The sequence below is a fragment of the Vibrio sp. Y176 genome (assembly GCF_033438945.1).
On sequence record NZ_JAWOQS010000006.1, the window covers coordinates 268,325 to 285,500 of the forward strand.

General features: G+C 44.7%; 14 protein-coding genes. 4 read left to right on the plus strand and 10 right to left on the minus strand.

Features of this window, described 5'->3' with window-relative positions:
- Position 1: 1 nt before the first annotated feature.
- Positions 2-796, plus strand: coding sequence for a 3-methyl-2-oxobutanoate hydroxymethyltransferase (gene panB / locus R7O13_RS16690; protein ID WP_318304293.1), 795 nt, complete (start codon positions 2-4; stop codon positions 794-796).
- A gap of 11 nt (positions 797-807) precedes the next feature.
- Positions 808-1,713 carry a pantoate--beta-alanine ligase gene (gene panC, locus R7O13_RS16695; RefSeq protein WP_065274834.1) on the plus strand — a complete coding sequence of 302 codons (906 nt, stop codon included), beginning with the start codon at positions 808-810 and terminating at the stop codon, positions 1,711-1,713.
- Between the two features lie 53 nt (positions 1,714-1,766).
- Here panC and R7O13_RS16700 read toward each other — a convergent pair whose 3' ends face one another.
- From R7O13_RS16700 to R7O13_RS16715, 4 genes are all read right to left on the minus strand, one after another.
- Positions 1,767-2,696 carry a Kdo(2)-lipid IV(A) acyltransferase gene (locus tag R7O13_RS16700; protein WP_318304295.1) on the minus strand — a complete coding sequence of 310 codons (930 nt, stop codon included), beginning with the start codon at positions 2,694-2,696 and terminating at the stop codon, positions 1,767-1,769.
- Positions 2,697-2,823: 127 nt separating this feature from the next.
- Positions 2,824-3,594 carry an ABC transporter permease gene (locus R7O13_RS16705; RefSeq protein WP_005386598.1) on the minus strand — a complete coding sequence of 257 codons (771 nt, stop codon included), beginning with the start codon at positions 3,592-3,594 and terminating at the stop codon, positions 2,824-2,826.
- Positions 3,595-4,512 carry an ABC transporter ATP-binding protein gene (locus R7O13_RS16710; RefSeq protein WP_005380000.1) on the minus strand — a complete coding sequence of 306 codons (918 nt, stop codon included), beginning with the start codon at positions 4,510-4,512 and terminating at the stop codon, positions 3,595-3,597.
- A 250-nt stretch (positions 4,513-4,762) separates the two neighbouring features.
- Entirely contained in the window at positions 4,763-6,433 is a 1,671-nt protein-coding gene (locus R7O13_RS16715) for a SulP family inorganic anion transporter (protein WP_005379997.1), read from the minus strand.
- A 281-nt stretch (positions 6,434-6,714) separates the two neighbouring features.
- On the opposite strand from R7O13_RS16715, the gene can reads away from it, so the two are divergent.
- Entirely contained in the window at positions 6,715-7,383 is a 669-nt protein-coding gene (gene can / locus R7O13_RS16720; protein WP_005379996.1) for a carbonate dehydratase, read from the plus strand.
- Positions 7,384-7,460: 77 nt separating this feature from the next.
- Here the strand turns inward: can and hpt are convergent, their stop codons facing one another.
- Positions 7,461-7,991 carry a hypoxanthine phosphoribosyltransferase gene (hpt, locus tag R7O13_RS16725; RefSeq protein ID WP_005379995.1) on the minus strand — a complete coding sequence of 177 codons (531 nt, stop codon included), beginning with the start codon at positions 7,989-7,991 and terminating at the stop codon, positions 7,461-7,463.
- Positions 7,992-8,310: 319 nt separating this feature from the next.
- Between hpt and opaR the strand changes: the two genes are divergently transcribed.
- On the plus strand, positions 8,311-8,925 hold the full coding sequence (gene opaR / locus R7O13_RS16730; protein WP_005379994.1) for a transcriptional regulator OpaR: 615 nt from the start codon (positions 8,311-8,313) through the stop codon (positions 8,923-8,925).
- Between the two features lie 138 nt (positions 8,926-9,063).
- Here opaR and lpdA read toward each other — a convergent pair whose 3' ends face one another.
- The 5 genes from lpdA to ampD all read right to left on the minus strand — a co-directional run bounded on the left by lpdA (position 9,064) and on the right by ampD (position 17,155).
- A complete protein-coding gene (gene lpdA / locus R7O13_RS16735; protein ID WP_005379993.1) occupies positions 9,064-10,491 on the minus strand; it encodes a dihydrolipoyl dehydrogenase in 1,428 nt (475 codons plus the stop codon).
- A 267-nt stretch (positions 10,492-10,758) separates the two neighbouring features.
- Positions 10,759-12,699 carry a pyruvate dehydrogenase complex dihydrolipoyllysine-residue acetyltransferase gene (gene aceF / locus R7O13_RS16740; protein ID WP_318304296.1) on the minus strand — a complete coding sequence of 647 codons (1,941 nt, stop codon included), beginning with the start codon at positions 12,697-12,699 and terminating at the stop codon, positions 10,759-10,761.
- A gap of 19 nt (positions 12,700-12,718) precedes the next feature.
- Positions 12,719-15,382, minus strand: coding sequence for a pyruvate dehydrogenase (acetyl-transferring), homodimeric type (gene aceE / locus R7O13_RS16745; RefSeq protein WP_005386612.1), 2,664 nt, complete (start codon positions 15,380-15,382; stop codon positions 12,719-12,721).
- A gap of 48 nt (positions 15,383-15,430) precedes the next feature.
- A complete protein-coding gene (pdhR, locus tag R7O13_RS16750; protein WP_005379989.1) occupies positions 15,431-16,198 on the minus strand; it encodes a pyruvate dehydrogenase complex transcriptional repressor PdhR in 768 nt (255 codons plus the stop codon).
- A 405-nt stretch (positions 16,199-16,603) separates the two neighbouring features.
- On the minus strand, positions 16,604-17,155 hold the full coding sequence (gene ampD / locus R7O13_RS16755; RefSeq protein ID WP_042521337.1) for a 1,6-anhydro-N-acetylmuramyl-L-alanine amidase AmpD: 552 nt from the start codon (positions 17,153-17,155) through the stop codon (positions 16,604-16,606).
- Positions 17,156-17,176 lie beyond the last annotated feature (21 nt).

Below are 17,176 nucleotides of genomic sequence, written 5' to 3' on the forward strand. Positions count from 1 at the left end.
CATGAAAAAAATGACCATCAACGACCTAATCAAGTGGAAGCAAGAAGGTCGTAAATTTGCTACTTCAACCGCTTATGATGCGAGCTTTGCCCAACTGTTTGAAAGCCAAGAAATGCCAGTACTTCTTGTCGGTGATTCTCTAGGTATGGTTTTGCAAGGTCACAACGATACTCTACCAGTAACGGTCGATGATATCGCTTACCATACTCGTTGCGTACGCGCTGGTAGCCCAAATTGTTTGTTGATGGCAGACATGCCATTCATGAGCTACACCACCCCAGAGCAAGCTTGCGAAAATGCGGCTACACTGATGCGTGCTGGTGCCAATATGGTAAAAATTGAAGGTGGTGACTGGCTTTTCGACACGGTGAAAATGCTCACTGAACGATCAGTTCCAGTTTGTGCTCATCTTGGTTTAACTCCTCAAGCTGTTAATATTTTTGGTGGTTACAAAATCCAAGGTCGCGATCAAGAAAAAGCAGACCGCATGGTAAAAGACGCATTAGCGCTGCAAGAAGCAGGCGCTCAAATCGTCTTACTAGAATGCGTACCAGCTGAGCTTGCTGAACGTATTACGCAAGTGCTTGACGTTCCTGTTATCGGTATTGGTGCAGGTAACGTAACAGATGGTCAAATTCTCGTAATGCATGATATGTTTGGTATTTCTGCCAACTACATGCCGAAATTCTCCAAAAACTTTCTTGCTGAAACAGGTGATATGCGCAAAGCCGTTACTAAATACATTGAAGATGTAGCCAACGGTGTATTCCCAGACGACGCTCATACCATTGCCTAGAGGATAAATGCATGCAAACTTTTGCGGAAATCTCAGCAGTTCGTGAACACCTTAAAACCTTTAAACGTGAAGGTCGTAAAGTGGCGTTTGTCCCTACCATGGGCAACCTTCACGAAGGCCACTTAACTTTAGTGCGTAAAGCACGCGAATACGCTGATATCGTTGTCGTAAGCATCTTTGTTAATCCGATGCAGTTTGATCGTGCTGACGATTTAAATAATTACCCACGCACGCTAGAGGAAGACTTAAGCAAGTTAACCTCTGAAGGGGTCGATGTGGTATTTACGCCAACACCAGAAGTTATCTACCCAGAAGGTCTGGATAAGCAAACCTTCGTCGATGTCCCTGGCCTATCAACAATTCTCGAAGGCGCGTCTCGACCAGGTCATTTCCGTGGCGTGACGACGATTGTGAATAAGCTGTTTAACATCGTACAACCGGATGTCGCGTGCTTCGGCGAGAAGGACTTCCAACAACTTGCTGTTATCCGCAAGATGGTTGATGACCTAGCAATGGACATTGAAATCATCGGTGTACCAACCGTACGTGAAATGGACGGTTTAGCAATGAGTTCACGCAATGGCTTGCTTACGCTGGACGAGCGTCAACGTGCTCCTGTACTTGCTCGTACAATGCGTTGGATCAGTAGTGCCATTCGCGGTGGCCGCGATGACTACGCATCGATCATCGAAGATGCAAGCGACCAACTTCGAGCTGCAGGTCTGCACCCTGATGAGATCTTCATTCGTGATGCTCGTACATTACAAGTGATCACACCAGAAACGACACAAGCTGTTATTCTGATGTCTGCGTTCCTAGGCAAAGCTCGTCTTATCGATAACCAAACGGTAGATATGGTTGTCGAAACGAAGGAAGAAGCTGAATCTAACAATACAAACTCAGAGAACGCAGAGTAAGCTCTGAGCCATAAAAGTAAAAAGGTCGACTCTTAGTCGACCTTTTTTATACTCTACGTATAGACGCAATCTAACCCTTCAGGGCGAGTTTTAAACCGCTTGTGCAGCCACATCCACGCTGGAATATCACGTTTTATCATTTTCTCAAGCTCTTGGTTCAAGATGCTTGCCGCTTTAACCGCATTACGTCTCTCGAAACGCTCGCTAATGTCTTTTCCAATGTACAGCGTGTAATGGTGATTTTTACTCACTGTAACGCCAGATATAACCGCGCACTTTGTTGCATCAATGAGAACACTAGACCCGACGGTACTCGCCGCTTGTTCAACAGCAAAAAACGGCGCAAAAACAGAATGGCTAACGCCATAATCATGGTCGGGCAAATACCAAAGTCGATGACCCTTTTTCAGAACTTTGAGCATTGATTTCACGTCTTTTCGATCAATCATTTGATGTCCAAAACGAGTTCGACCTCGATGTTGAATAAACTCATAAGCAGGATTCGAATTTGGGCGATAAACGCCATAACCTTGGGCAAACTGGCTAAAAATACGAGCGGTTATCTCCAAGTTTAAATGGTGACTGCACACCACCAACACACCACGTCCATTCTTTTCCTCAGCGAGTAAACGATCTTTTCCAACAATAGAGGTTATCCGACGTATCCGCCAATCTGGCCAAAACCAAGCGATACTGGTTTCGATGATCGCCATTCCAGTATATTGAAAGTTTTTTCGTACTACGTCCTTACATTGCCAATCCGTAAAATCAGGGAAACACAGCTGGAGATTACGCAGAGCGATCTTGTGTCGGCGCTTCATTACATGCATCGCAATACAGCCGATGCTTCTACCTAAGATTCGCAATACTACGTATGGCAGTACATTAACAAGAATCGCTAAAGATCCAAATGCCAGCCATACAGACCAATATTTGGGCTTAAGTAACTGATAGGAGAAAGGCGGCGGCGGGACAATATTCATAGGATCACTCATTTATTACAAATGATTGAAACCTACCATGATAAAAACCGAAAAATTGTATGGGTATGTATTGTTATGCACGCGAAAGAGCAGCGTGAATCGCCGCTCTTTGCTTTATAAGAATGGCTTAGCTTCTTAGCCCAATCCCTTTGGTTACTAGATAATGCGCAATGGCATACAATGCAACAACAAACACTGCAAGTACACTAAATGAAGTGACAATGCCCACATCCGAGACACCTAAAAAGCCGTAGCGGAACGCATTCACCATGTAGACGATTGGGTTGATCTTAGAAACGCCTTGCCAAAATTCAGGCAGCAGACTAATCGAATAAAAGACACCTCCCAAGTAAGTTAGAGGAGTCAATACAAACGTAGGGATGATCGAAATATCATCAAACGTTTTTGCGTAAACCGCATTGATCAAGCCACCGAGAGCAAATACCACCGACGTCATGAAGACAGTCGCGACAATAATGCCCCAGTGCTCCACTTGCAAATCAACGAACAAAAGTGACACACAAGTAACAATTGCACCGACCAACAAACCTCGAGTCACGCCGCCCATCACGTAGCCAGCAATAATCACATAGTTTGGTACCGGGGCCACCAGCAGTTCTTCAATATTCTTCTGTAGCTTTGCACTAAAGAATGAAGACGCAACATTCGAGTATGAGTTGGTGATCACCGACATCATGATCAAACCTGGAACAATGTACTCCATGTAACTAAAGCCGCTCATCTCACCAATTCGAGAGCCAATAAGATTACCGAAAATGATGAAGTACAACGTCATCGTAATGGCTGGCGGCACTAAGGTTTGCACCCAAATACGTGTAAAACGAGTGACTTCTTTGCTCAGCAAGCTGCGAAATGCCGTCCAATATAAACCGTACATTTAATTACTCCCCTCTCTTACAATGCTGACAAACAACTCTTCAAGTCGGTTGGCTTTGTTACGCATTGAGAGAACTTTAATGCCATGCTCTGTTAACTGACTGAATACCGAATTCAATCCTTGGCTCTTATCTAGTTCTATCTCTAAAGAGCCATCAACAATACTTTGTCGATTAACACCTTCAAGCTCAGGCACCTCGACTTCTGACTCAATATCCAAGATAAATGTCTCGACGCTTAGCTTACCTAGTAACGCCTTCATAGTGGTATTTTCAATCAGCTCACCACGATTAATAATGCCGATATTTCGACACAGCATCTCCGCTTCTTCTAGGTAGTGTGTCGTTAAAATAATCGTAATTCCTTGCTCTTGGTTGATCTCTTTCAGAAACCCCCACATTGAGCGGCGTAGTTCAATATCCACTCCAGCCGTTGGTTCATCTAAAATGAGTAATTGCGGCTCGTGCATCAAAGCTCTTGCGATCATTAAACGACGCTTCATCCCACCGGATAGGTTACGAGCACGCTCTTGGCGTTTTTCCCATAAATCCAATTTTTTCAGGTATTTTTCTGCTCTTTCTTTGGCTAATACTTTAGACACACCGTAATAGCCAGCTTGCTGCATCACAATTTGCTCAACGGTTTCAAACTGGTTGAAGTTGAACTCTTGTGGCACCAAGCCTAAATTCTGCTTGGCCAATTCGAGGTCGGTATCAATGTCATAACCGAAAACTTTCGTCGTTCCGGAGGTTTTATTCACTAAGGAGGAAATGATGCCAATCGTGGTCGATTTTCCTGCACCATTGGGACCCAGAAGCGCGTAGAAGTCACCCTTTTTCACTTGGAGACTTATACCTTTTAACGCCTCAAAGCCACCTGCATACGTCTTGCGCAATTGTTCAATTTCTAATGCGTACATAAGGTCTTGATTGCCGTTTGTTTGTGATTACTAATACCGACTCATATTTAGCAGCGGTTTACTACAAAATCGCCTTGGGTATCGTACTGCCGGTCCATCAGTTTATCGTTGAATAACGATGATTACAAATAAACCTTTCGATAATATTAGAAATATAACCCTTACCTCGTAAAGGTTATCTCTAAGTAAGACAAAATAGAGCATAAAAAAACGCAACAGGACACTGTTGCGTTTTTAACTGTCAGAATGATTACGCCGTTATGCGCTGATACTGGTCTGCCTCAACATGTGCCACCGCCGCATTCAATGCTTCGTAACGGAATTGGTACATATTTTCATCCGGGACAAGGTCAATCACATGGAATTTCTCTAGCTGTTCTCGTGTTCGCTCATTCGGGCATAATAAATACACGGCACAATTGGCATCGAGAGCATCCTTAATCGCATTCTCTAACGCCAAACCGACGGTTACATCAATCATTGGTACATCCGTAAGATCGAGAATCATCACGTCATAGTCCGAAATACTAGAGTGCTGACGTGAAATGGCTTTAGAAACACTAAAGATCATCGGACCGGAAAGATAAAAGAACAGCACTTTACCATTAGCACGATCCAACAAACCACGCTCGCTGTCAGTCAGCGGCACATCATCTTCATCCGCGTCGCTGATCGCTTTTACTTGTCGCGCCTGCTCTCGGCTCAAACGCTCGATGATGATAATGTTCGAGATAAAGACGCCTAAACCCACCGCAACGATAAGATCAACGAATACTGTAAGCAACATAACGCCATACATCACCGCCATTCCGGAAAAGCTTACCTTATGTGCCCTCTGAATAAAGCTCCAGTCTAGGATGTTAAAGCCAACATACACCGCAATGCCTGCTAACACAGCCATCGGGATTGGCTCTGTTAACCCGCCAGCAACCAGTACAACCAACGCCAACATTAGTGCACGAATCACACCAGATAATGGCGAGCGAGCCCCAACTTGAATATTCGTTACCGTCCCCATGGTAGCTCCCGCCCCCGGCAGCGCACCAAACAAGCCTGAGATCATGTTAGCTAACCCTTGACCTCGCAGCTCTTTATCTGAGTCGTGTTCTTTACGAGTTAATGAGTCACCGATAACCGCCGTTAACAAAGTATCAATACAACCTAACGTGCCGAGCACTAATGCATCAATGACCATCTCGACAAACATATCTGTGTCAATATAAGGGGCGACGAGAGAAGGTAACCCAGCAGGAATTTCACCGATACGACGAATATCTTCTGTATCAAAGAGAATCACAGACAATAAAGTTACCGCGACCAATGCCACGAGCTGTGCAGGAACGTATTTACGATATTGCTTAGGGAAGAAAAAAAGAATCCCCAAAGTCAGTAGTCCCAAAAACAACTCACTGAATTTAAGGTTAGAAATGGTCTCCGGCAAAGCAGATAACGTTCCGAGTACTCCCCCTGAAGGCGCAGCATGTCCCATCAAAGGCGATAACTGTAGAATGATAAGAATCACACCAATGCCAGACATAAACCCGGAAATAACGCTATAAGGCATTAAGGTAACGTATTTACCCAGTTTTAACGTCCCCAATAGGATTTGGAACGCGCCAGCCATCATGACAACCGTGAAAGTCATAGCCATGCCCGTTTCTGGGTATTTCGCCATCATACTGGTTAATACTGCGGTCATGATTACCGTCATTGGCCCTGTCGGTTCTGATATTAACGTATTAGAACCACCAAATAACGAGGCAAACAAACCGACCATTATTGCCCCCCAAAGGCCGGCCTCAGCACCGGCTCCGGATGCAACACCAAACGCTAACGCCAGAGGGAGAGAGATAATCGCCGTGGTTACCCCGCCAAATACATCCCCTTTGAAATTGATATCTTCAAAACGACTACCGAACACTGCTGATTTTCCCTGCATTCAATTTTAAAAAGTAAAATATCACTACTTTAACGAGCTAGGCGAAAATTTAAACCATAAATAGATTAAGGCTAAATTCACACCACAAATAGTTTCACCAGATTTTACTTTTTTCTTAATGAAAACTAGTCAGATGAGTCCTATCTGACGAATATTTAACGAGATCGAAATTGTAACATTGTGTATAGTTACAACACTGATCGCTTGCATGTGCACACAAACAGCGGCAGCGATTTTGTCTTTTAAGGGAAGTAGTTTGCAAAATGCCGGAAATAAAACAGTTATTTGAAAACAATTCGAAATGGTCTCAAGAGATCAAATCTGATCGACCTGAATACTTCGCAAAACTCGCAGAGGGGCAAAAGCCTGATTTTCTTTGGATTGGCTGCTCTGATAGCCGCGTTCCTGCCGAGCGACTAACCGGACTATACTCAGGTGAACTCTTTGTTCATCGGAATGTTGCAAACCAAGTTATCCATACTGATCTCAACTGTCTATCGGTCGTCCAGTACGCCGTAGATGTTCTTAAGGTTAAACACATCATTGTCTGTGGACACTATGGATGTGGTGGCGTAAATGCAGCCATTGATAATCCTAAGCTAGGTCTTATTAATAATTGGCTGTTACATATCAGAGATATCTATTTCAAACACCGCACTTACCTAGATCAAATGCCGCAACAAGATCGAGCGGATAAACTAGGCGAGCTTAATGTTGCAGAGCAAGTGTACAACTTGGGTAACTCAACCATCCTGCAAAACGCTTGGGAGCGTGGGCAAGATGTTGAAATTCATGGTGTGGTATACGGAATTGAAGATGGTCGCTTAGAGTACTTAGGCATTCGTTCTAACTCTAAGGAAACCGTAGAAGCGTCTTACCAGAAAGCTCTTTCGACGATTCTAAATACAGACAACAAGCTCCTTTGTCGCTAAGTCATATCTAAAAGTTGAACGAAAAACGCCCATCTTAGATGGGCGTTTTTTTATATTTTAAATGCTGAACTCAATGATTATTCTTGAGGTACAACTTTACCGATGTATGGTAAGTGGCGGTATTTCTGCGCGTAATCAATACCCACCCCAACGACAAATTCATCTGGAATTTCGAAACCAATCCAATCCACAGGAACATTCACTTCACGACGAGATGGCTTATCTAGGAGCGTACAAATCGCGATAGACTTCGGCTCACGTAGCGAAAGAATCTCACGGATTTTATTTAGTGTGTTACCAGTGTCAATGATGTCTTCAACAAGCAGAATGTCTTTACCTTTGATGTCATCATCCAAATCTTTCAAGATACGAACGTCACGTGAGCTTTCCATCGTATTGCCGTAGCTTGACGCTGTCATAAAATCAACTTGGTGAGTCAGTTCGATAGCACGTGCCAAGTCTGCCATAAATACAAATGAGCCACGCAATAAGCCTACCAACACAAGATCTTCACTACCTTGATAACGCTCTGTAATTTGTTTGCCTAATTCACGAACTCGCTCCTGAACTTCTTGCTCAGAAATCATGACTTCTATTGTATGTTTCATACTGTGCTCAATCTAAATTTGTGGGTTGAGGTAAGTCGCACGCAAACGATCACCTAATCTTACGGCGTGTAGTGTATCACCACGTTCATTGGGTTGAAAGTCACATCCTGTTGCCAAAAAATCTTGGAAGAAGGTCTTAGTTTTATAAAGTTCATAGCTAAATTTATCAATAATAATGACATTACTGTATATAAATTGTTCTACAGATGTTGACCTTGTGCATATGCACCATTACACTCATCACTGCTTTAAGCAACTATTAAAATAATCAATTAGGGGGTTACCCCCAATATCAACTCAAATGGCAAGGAAAATGGATATGGACTCAATTGCAAAGAGACCTAGAACTAGGCTTTCTCCAATTAAGCGTAAGCAACAGTTAATGGAAATCGCATTGGAAGTATTTGCGCGCCGCGGCATCGGTCGTGGTGGTCACGCAGATATCGCAGAAATTGCTCAAGTTTCTGTGGCGACTGTTTTTAACTACTTCCCTACACGCGAAGACTTGGTGGATGAAGTTCTCAATCACGTCGTACGTCAGTTCTCAAACTTCCTATCGGATAACATAGACCTAGACTTACATGCACGTGAAAACATCGCCAATATTACTAATGCGATGATCGAGCTTGTCAGCCAAGACTGTCACTGGCTAAAAGTATGGTTCGAGTGGAGTGCTTCAACACGTGATGAAGTATGGCCATTGTTTGTTTCAACTAACCGTACTAACCAGTTGCTGGTACAAAACATGTTCATTAAAGCAATTGAACGCGGTGAGGTGTGTGACCAGCACGATTCAGAACACTTGGCAAACCTGTTCCACGGTATTTGTTACTCACTGTTTGTCCAAGCGAACCGCGCTAAAGGTGAAGCGGAGCTGAAACATCTAGTGAATTCATACTTAGATATGCTTTGCATTTACAACCGTGAACACTAAAGCTTAGCTCGTAATATATGTCAGCCCACCGTTTGGTGGGCTTTTTATTGTCTGCTAAGCACACATTTATATTCCTATATAACAAGCATAAAAAAACCGCTGCAATGCAGCGGCTTCTATCATTCAGTCAGAAAAACCTTACTTCTTCTTAACTGCTTTTTTGTTTGGCAGGTCAGTGATTGAACCTTCAAATACTTCAGCAGCTAGACCTACAGACTCGTGTAGAGTTGGGTGAGCATGGATAGTCAGAGCGATATCTTCTGCATCACAGCCCATCTCAATTGCAAGGCCGATTTCACCAAGTAGTTCACCACCGTTAGTACCAACGATAGCACCACCGATTACGCGGTGAGTTTCTTTGTCGAAGATTAGCTTAGTCATACCGTCTGCACAGTCAGATGCGATTGCACGACCTGATGCTGCCCATGGGAATGTTGCTACTTCGTACTTGATGCCTTCTTCTTTCGCTTCTTTTTCAGTCTTACCAACCCAAGCCACTTCTGGCTCAGTGTACGCAATTGAAGGGATAACTTTAGGGTCGAAGTAGTGCTTCTTACCAGAGATAACTTCAGCAGCTACGTGACCTTCATGCACACCTTTGTGAGCAAGCATTGGTTGACCAACGATATCACCGATCGCGAAGATGTGAGGAACGTTAGTACGCATTTGCTTATCAACGTTGATGAAGCCGCGCTCGTCAATTTCTAGACCCGCTTTTTCACCGTCGATTAGCTTACCATTTGGTACACGACCGATAGCAACTAGAACCGCATCGTAACGCTCAGCTTCAGCTGGCGCTTTCTTGCCTTCCATTGAAACGTAGATACCGTCTTCTTTTGCTTCAACTGCTGTTACTTTCGTTTCTAGCATTAGCTTGAACTTGTCTTTGATACGCTTAGTAAATACTTTCACGATATCTTTGTCTGCTGCAGGAATTACCTGGTCAAACATTTCAACAACTTCAACTTTAGAACCTAGAGAGTGGTAAACCGTACCCATTTCTAGACCGATGATACCACCGCCCATGATAAGCAGTTTTTCTGGCACTTCTTTTAGTTCAAGAGCGTCAGTAGAGTCCCAAATACGTGGGTCTTCATGCGGGATAAATGGCAGTTTGATTGGACGAGAACCAGCCGCAACGATTGCGTTGTCAAAGTTAACAACTGTTGGCTCACCTTCGCCTTCTACAAGGATAGAGTTAGGGCCAGTGAACTTACCGTAACCGTTAACTACTGTTACGTTACGCATCTTAGCCATACCGCTTAGGCCGCCAGTTAGTTGGTTAACAACTTTTTCTTTCCAGATGCGGATTTTGCTGATGTCTGTTTGAGGCTCACCGAACACAACGCCGTGGTCAGCCATCGCTTTCGCTTCTTCAATTACTTTAGAAACGTGAAGCAGTGCTTTAGATGGGATACAACCCACGTTCAGACATACACCGCCAAGCGTGCTGTAACGTTCAACTAGTACAGTTTCAAGACCTAAGTCCGCACAACGGAATGCAGCGGAGTAACCAGCAGGACCAGAACCAAGTACAACAACTTGGGCTTTAATTTCTTTGCTCATTTTGACCTCTTGTAGTCATTATCCCTAACAGGCTGAGTGGGTATCGATTTTTTATGTTTAAGAGAGATTTGTTTTAAACAGTTATTTTCAGACCGCTAACAGTTTACAGAGATGTTAATGGTGTGAAAAGTAAATCAATTTAGCCTGTGAGCTAGACAACAATTCGATTGTGAAAACCCTGAACGAAGCAAGGCTGATAACCAAATTGTCGGTAATTATGATTAGCAGAGGCGGCTAAGTTGCCGCCTCTCATTCATCTAATTTCTATTACAGAACTAGACGACGAATGTCAGATAGACATGCGTTTAGGTAAGTGATGAAGCGCGCACCTTCAGCACCATCGATCACACGGTGGTCGTATGATAGAGACAGTGGAAGTTGTAGACGCGGTTCGAACTCTTTACCGTTCCATACCGGTTTCATTTCTGACTTAGACACACCTAGGATACCAACTTCTGGCGCGTTTACGATTGGAGTAAACGCCGTACCGCCGATACCGCCTAGGCTAGAGATAGTGAAACAGCCACCTTGCATGTCAGCCGCAGTTAGCTTACCAGCACGTGCTTTCTTAGAAACCGCCATTAGCTCTTCAGATAGCTCGTAGATGCCTTTCTTGTTCACGTCTTTAAATACAGGAACAACTAGACCGTTTGGTGTATCTACCGCGATACCAACATTCACGTATTTCTTCAGAATTAGGCTCTCACCGTCTTCTGATAGAGAAGAGTTGAACGCTGGGAACGCTTCAAGCGCTTTAGCTACCGCTTTCATGATGAACACAAGTGGTGTGATCTTCATTCCAGTGTCTTTCTTCGCTTCAATCGCGTTTTGCTCTTTACGGAATGCTTCAAGAGCCGTGATGTCTGCGTTATCCCACTGTGTAACGTGCGGGATCATTACCCAGTTACGGTGTAGGTTTGCGCCAGAGATCTTCTTAATGCGAGATAGCGGTTGAACTTCTGTCTCACCAAACTTGCTGAAGTCCACTTTTGGCCATGGTAGTAGACCAAGAGCCGCGCCGTCGCCTTTGCCAGATGCTGCTGCACCTGCGCCAGACTCAAGACGCTTAAGTGCATCTTTCACGTAAGCTTGAACGTCTTCTTTTAGGATACGGCTCTTACGACCAGAACCTTTAACCTTAGAAAGATTAACGCCAAATTCACGCGCTAGACGACGAACAACTGGAGACGCGTGAGCGTACTCATCGTTTTCTTTGAAATCGCCAGTCGCTGCTGGAGCTGCTGCCGCTGGAGCTTCTGCTTTAGGAGCCGGAGCTGCAGGTGCTGCCGCTGGAGCTTCTGCTTTAGGAGCCGGAGCTGCAGGTGCTGCCGCTTGAGCTGGAGCTGGAGCTGCTGCAGGAGCAGGTGCTGCACCCGCCACTTCGAATACCATGATTAGTGAGCCAGTAGACACTTTGTCGCCAGCTGCAATCTTGATTTCTTTAACTGTGCCAGCGAATGGTGCAGGAACTTCCATAGAAGCTTTGTCACCTTCAACAGTGATTAGAGATTGCTCTTCTTCCACTGTGTCGCCAACCGCAACCATGATCTCAGTAACTTCAACTTCGTCGCCGCCGATATCTGGAACGTTCACTTCTTTTGCCGCAGACGCTGCTGGAGCTGCTGCCGCAGGAGCTTCAGCTGCCGCTGGTGCTGCTGGAGCGCCTGAACCTGCTGTTTCGAATACCATGATAAGTGAGCCAGTCGATACTTTATCGCCTGCTGCAACTTTGATCTCTTTTAGAGTACCTGCGAATGGCGCTGGAACTTCCATAGAAGCTTTGTCGCCTTCAACAGTTAGAAGAGATTGCTCTTCTTCGATGCTGTCGCCAACGGCAACCATGATTTCAGTAACTTCTACTTCATCACCACCGATGTCTGGTACGTGAACTTCTTTTAGTTCTGCCGCTGCTGCTGGAGCTGGAGCTGCTGCTGGAGCTGCTTCTGCCGCAGGAGCAGGTGCAGCGTCAGCTGCACCCTCGGCTTCGAAAATCATGATTAGAGAACCAGTAGAAACCTTGTCGCCTTCTGCAACTTTGATTTCTTTAACGATACCCGCTTGAGAAGCAGGAACTTCCATAGAAGCTTTATCGCCTTCAACTGTGATCAGAGACTGCTCTTCTTCAACCTTGTCGCCAACGCTTACAAGAATCTCAGTAACTTCAACCTCATCCGCACCGATGTCTGGTACATTAATTTCGATTGCCATTTCTTATCTACCTTCTTAATTAAGCGTATAGCGGGTTTGTTTTCTCTGTGTCGATGTCGAATTTCTTAATTGCTTCTGCAACTACAGATTTCTCAACTTCGCCACGTTTCGCTAGTTCAGTTAGCGCTGCTACTACTACGTAACCTGCGTTCACTTCGAAGTGACGACGTAGGTTTTCACGGCTGTCTGAACGACCGAAACCATCAGTACCAAGAACTTTGAAAGACTCAGCAGGAATGTATGCACGAACCTGCTCTGCGTAGTTCTTCATGTAGTCAGTTGCTGCGATAGCAGGTTCAGTACCCATTACTGTTTGGATGTAAGGTACTTTCGCTTCCGCTTCTGGGTGAAGCATGTTGAAACGCTCTGCATCTTGGCCATCGCGAGTTAGTTCGTTGAATGACGTTACAGAGTAAACATCAGAAGCAACACCATAATCTTCGCTTAGGATTTGAGCTGCTTTACGTACTTCATTCATGATAGTACCAGAGCTCATTAGCTGAACTTTCGCTTTGTCGCCCGTGTAAGTTTCTAGCTTGTAGATACCTTTACGGATGCCTTCTTCAGCGCCTTCTGGCATTGCTGGCATTGCGTAGTTTTCGTTCATTAGCGTTAGGTAGTAGAACACATTTTCTTGTTCTGGACCGTACATGCGACGGATACCGTCTTGCATGATTACTGCTACTTCGTACGCGAATGTTGGGTCGTAAGAAATACAGTTAGGAACCGTACCCGCCAAAATGTGCGAGTGGCCGTCTTCGTGCTGTAGACCTTCACCGTTCAACGTTGTACGACCCGCAGTTGCACCTAGTAGGAAACCACGTGCTTGTTGGTCACCAGCCATCCACGCCATGTCGCCAACACGTTGGAAGCCGAACATTGAGTAGTAGATGTAGAACGGGATCATTGGTAGGTCGTTTGTCGAGTATGAAGTCGCAGCAGCAACCCATGAAGACATAGCACCTAGCTCGTTGATACCTTCTTGTAGAACCTGACCTGAAGTCGCTTCTTTGTAGTAAGAAACAACGCCACGGTCTTCTGGTGTGTAAGTTTGGCCGTGCGGGTTGTAGATACCGATTTGACGGAACAGACCTTCCATACCGAATGTACGTGCTTCGTCAGCAATGATAGGAACGATGTTCTTACCAATGTTCTTGTTCTTAAGTAGAACGTTTAGCGCACGTACGAATGCCATAGTAGAAGAGATATCACGCTTCTGTTCTTCTAGTAGTGGCTTGAATTCTTCTAGCTCAGGAACGATGAATTCTTGAGTGAATTTTGGTAGACGCTGTGGCGTGTAGCCGTGTAGCGCTTTACGACGAGCGTGTAGGTATTCGTACTCTTTTGAACCTTCTTCAAGTTTCAGGTACGGAAGTTCTTTCACTGCTTCGTCAGTTAGGATGTCTTGAAGGCCTAGACGATCACGTAGGTGTAGTACGTGAGTCATATCCATCTTCTTAACTTGGTGCGCGATGTTCTTACCTTCAGCCGCTTCACCCATGCCGTAACCTTTAACAGTCTTAGCTAGGATTACTGTTGGACGACCTTTAGTTTCTGCCGCGTTTTTGTATGCCGCGTATAGCTTAGAAGACTCGTGACCACCACGCTTAAGTGCGAAGATTTCGTCATCAGTCATGTCAGCAACAAGTGCAGCTGTCTCTGGGTACTTACCAAAGAAGTGCTCACGTACGTACGCGCCATCTTTTGATTTGAATGTTTGGTAGTCGCCGTCGATCGTTTCATTCATAAGCTGTAGAAGCTTACCAGTCGTATCTTTAGCTAGTAGTGAATCCCAGTTGTTACCCCAGATTACCTTCACTACGTTCCAACCAGCACCTTTGAACAGACCTTCAAGTTCTTGAATGATCTTACCGTTACCCATTACAGGGCCATCTAGACGCTGTAGGTTACAGTTGATTAGGAAGCATAGGTTGTCTAGTTTCTCACGCGCAGCGAAAGAGATAGCACCACGTGATTCTGGCTCATCCATCTCACCGTCACCTAGGAACGCGTAAACGCGCTGCTCTGAAGTATCTTTAAGACCACGGCCTTCTAGGTACTTAAGGAAACGAGCTTGGTAGATAGAAGCGATTGGACCTAGGCCCATCGATACTGTCGGGAACTGCCAGAATTCAGGCATCAGTTTAGGGTGCGGGTATGAAGGAATACCTTTGCCGTCTACTTCTTGACGGAAGTTGTCTAGCTGCTCTTCAGTTAGACGACCTTCAACGAATGCACGTGAGTAGATACCTGGTGAAATGTGACCTTGGTAGTAAACTAGGTCGCCACCATCCTTCTCGTTTGGTGCACGGAAGAAGTGGTTGAAACATGTCTCGTAGAACGCAGCAGAAGACTGGAAAGACGCCATGTGGCCGCCTAGCTCTAGGTCTTTCTTAGATGCACGTAGAACGATCATGATAGCGTTCCAACGAATAATTGAGCGAATACGACGCTCAAGTGTTGTGTCACCTGGGTATGCTGGTTCTTGGTCTGCAGGAATCGTGTTGATGTAGTTAGTTGTGATACCTGTTGGCATATCAACACCGTCTAGACGTGCTTTATCTAGAACTTGCTCTAATAGGAATTGAGCACGCTCTAGACCTTCTTCACGTACAACTGACTCAAGCGCTTGTAGCCATTCTTGAGTTTCCAGTGCATCTACGTCATGCTTCATATCAGACATGGCGATCTATCCTTCTGTTGGTTGGATCTACTTATTTAAGTAACGCTCTTACGAGTCATTACCCTGCTGAATTCGACGTAGAGAACGCTCTCGTCGAGACTCTTCTCGAGTCAAATCCAACAATGTTTCTTCGATGTAAGCCAAGTGCGAGTGGGACATTTCTCGCGCCTTTTCAGGCTGACCAGAAACAATCGCATCCACGATATTGGCTCGGTGTTTACTGACTTTCTCGACCGCTTCTGGGCGGCGACGTAGTAATTTAAAATTTTGTAGAATATTTTGCTCAAGCAAAGGTGCTAAGCTTCGAACAATGTGCAACAAAACCACGTTGTGCGCGGCTTCTGTCAAAGCGATCAAAAATTGCATTACTTCCGCAGATTCAGCTTCGATATCGTTGTTTGCTTGCTCTTGGCTAATGCGCTCAAGGCAACCTTGAATACGCGCAAAATCTTCTTCGGTACCACGTAAAGCTGCAAAGTAGGCTGAAATTCCTTCCATCGCATGACGAGACTCAAGCACATCAAGCTGGGTTTCAGAATGACTAGACAACAAATTCAACAAGGGATCTGAAAAGCTCTTCCAGATATTCTCACTTACGAATGTTCCGCCACCTTGGCGACGAGTCAACAAACGCTTCGCTTCCAAGCGTTGAATGGCTTCTCGGACTGAAGGACGAGACACATCGAACTGTTTTGCCAGTTCACGCTCTGGAGGCAGTTGTTGCCCCGGAGACAATGTTCCTTCCACTATCAACCTTTCTAACTCTTGTTCTATAACATCAGAGAGTTTTGGCTGACGAATCCTTTGATAAGCCATAATTTATTGTTCTTCTACTCTTGCAGGTAATTGGTAATACCAATTTTAAGTTGGTGCAGAAATTAACATAATTAAAACGCCACTGTCCAGCCGAAAATTGACCTAAATCATAGAACGAGCTTACTTCCAACACTCTGATAACAATCGACTGTTAAAACAGCAATAGAATTGGTATGACCAATTACATAAAGCATACAAATGGGAAGTCGACGTGCTAGCAGTTTTGGAAAAGAAATACAGAAAATGACAAAATTATCAGTCTATTTATTCACCAAAACGGCATGTGCGAGCGTAAAAATGTAGTTAACTTTTAACAATCATTAATATTTCTGGTATCAAAAAAAGGCATACCTGATCGTATGCCTTATTTATTTCGCTTTTTTGAATTTACACTTTCGCTACAAATCAACGCTGTATAAGCAGTCTATATTTCACCCAATCAAAGCTTAGACCAGGATCGCTTTTTCTCAAGGGCGCAATATATTGATGACCGGTAATTCGTGGCGGGGTGATTTGAGGATAAGACTGCATAATCACCTCAGTGATCTCTGCAAGTGATTGATATTGCGCTTCTGTGTAGGCAGTAAATTCTGTCCCTTCAAGCTCGATACCAATGGAATAGTCATTACAACGCTCCCTGCCTGCGAAACTGGATTGACCGGCATGCCATGCTCTATCAAGAAAAGAAACAAATTGAACAACCTCGCCGTTTCTTTTAATCAAGCAATGTGCAGAAACGCCCATTTTGTGAATGACTTCAAAAAATGGATGTTCATTTGGGTCTAGCTTGCCAGTGAAGAAGTCCTCTATATATGGTCCACCAAACTGCCCAGGAGGCAAACTGATATTGTGTACCACCAGCAGAGAGATGTCGTTTATATCAGAGCGGGCATCAAAAAATGGTGACGGAACATGCTTTGCTTGTGTCAGCCAGCCATTCTCGATAATTGGGCGCATATCAACCTCTCTACTTTGCAA

Coding starts and splice junctions, on each gene's coding strand:
- panB (WP_318304293.1), top strand. CDS start 2: ATGAAAAAAATGACCATCAACGACCTAATCAAGTGGAAGCAAGAAGGT.
- panC (WP_065274834.1), top strand. CDS start 808: ATGCAAACTTTTGCGGAAATCTCAGCAGTTCGTGAACACCTTAAAACC.
- R7O13_RS16700 (WP_318304295.1), bottom strand. CDS start 2,696: ATGAATATTGTCCCGCCGCCGCCTTTCTCCTATCAGTTACTTAAGCCC.
- R7O13_RS16705 (WP_005386598.1), bottom strand. CDS start 3,594: ATGTACGGTTTATATTGGACGGCATTTCGCAGCTTGCTGAGCAAAGAA.
- R7O13_RS16710 (WP_005380000.1), bottom strand. CDS start 4,512: ATGTACGCATTAGAAATTGAACAATTGCGCAAGACGTATGCAGGTGGC.
- can (WP_005379996.1), top strand. CDS start 6,715: ATGCCGGAAATAAAACAGTTATTTGAAAACAATTCGAAATGGTCTCAA.
- hpt (WP_005379995.1), bottom strand. CDS start 7,991: ATGAAACATACAATAGAAGTCATGATTTCTGAGCAAGAAGTTCAGGAG.
- opaR (WP_005379994.1), top strand. CDS start 8,311: ATGGACTCAATTGCAAAGAGACCTAGAACTAGGCTTTCTCCAATTAAG.
- lpdA (WP_005379993.1), bottom strand. CDS start 10,491: ATGAGCAAAGAAATTAAAGCCCAAGTTGTTGTACTTGGTTCTGGTCCT.
- aceF (WP_318304296.1), bottom strand. CDS start 12,699: ATGGCAATCGAAATTAATGTACCAGACATCGGTGCGGATGAGGTTGAA.
- aceE (WP_005386612.1), bottom strand. CDS start 15,382: ATGTCTGATATGAAGCATGACGTAGATGCACTGGAAACTCAAGAATGG.
- pdhR (WP_005379989.1), bottom strand. CDS start 16,198: ATGGCTTATCAAAGGATTCGTCAGCCAAAACTCTCTGATGTTATAGAA.
- ampD (WP_042521337.1), bottom strand. CDS start 17,155: ATGCGCCCAATTATCGAGAATGGCTGGCTGACACAAGCAAAGCATGTT.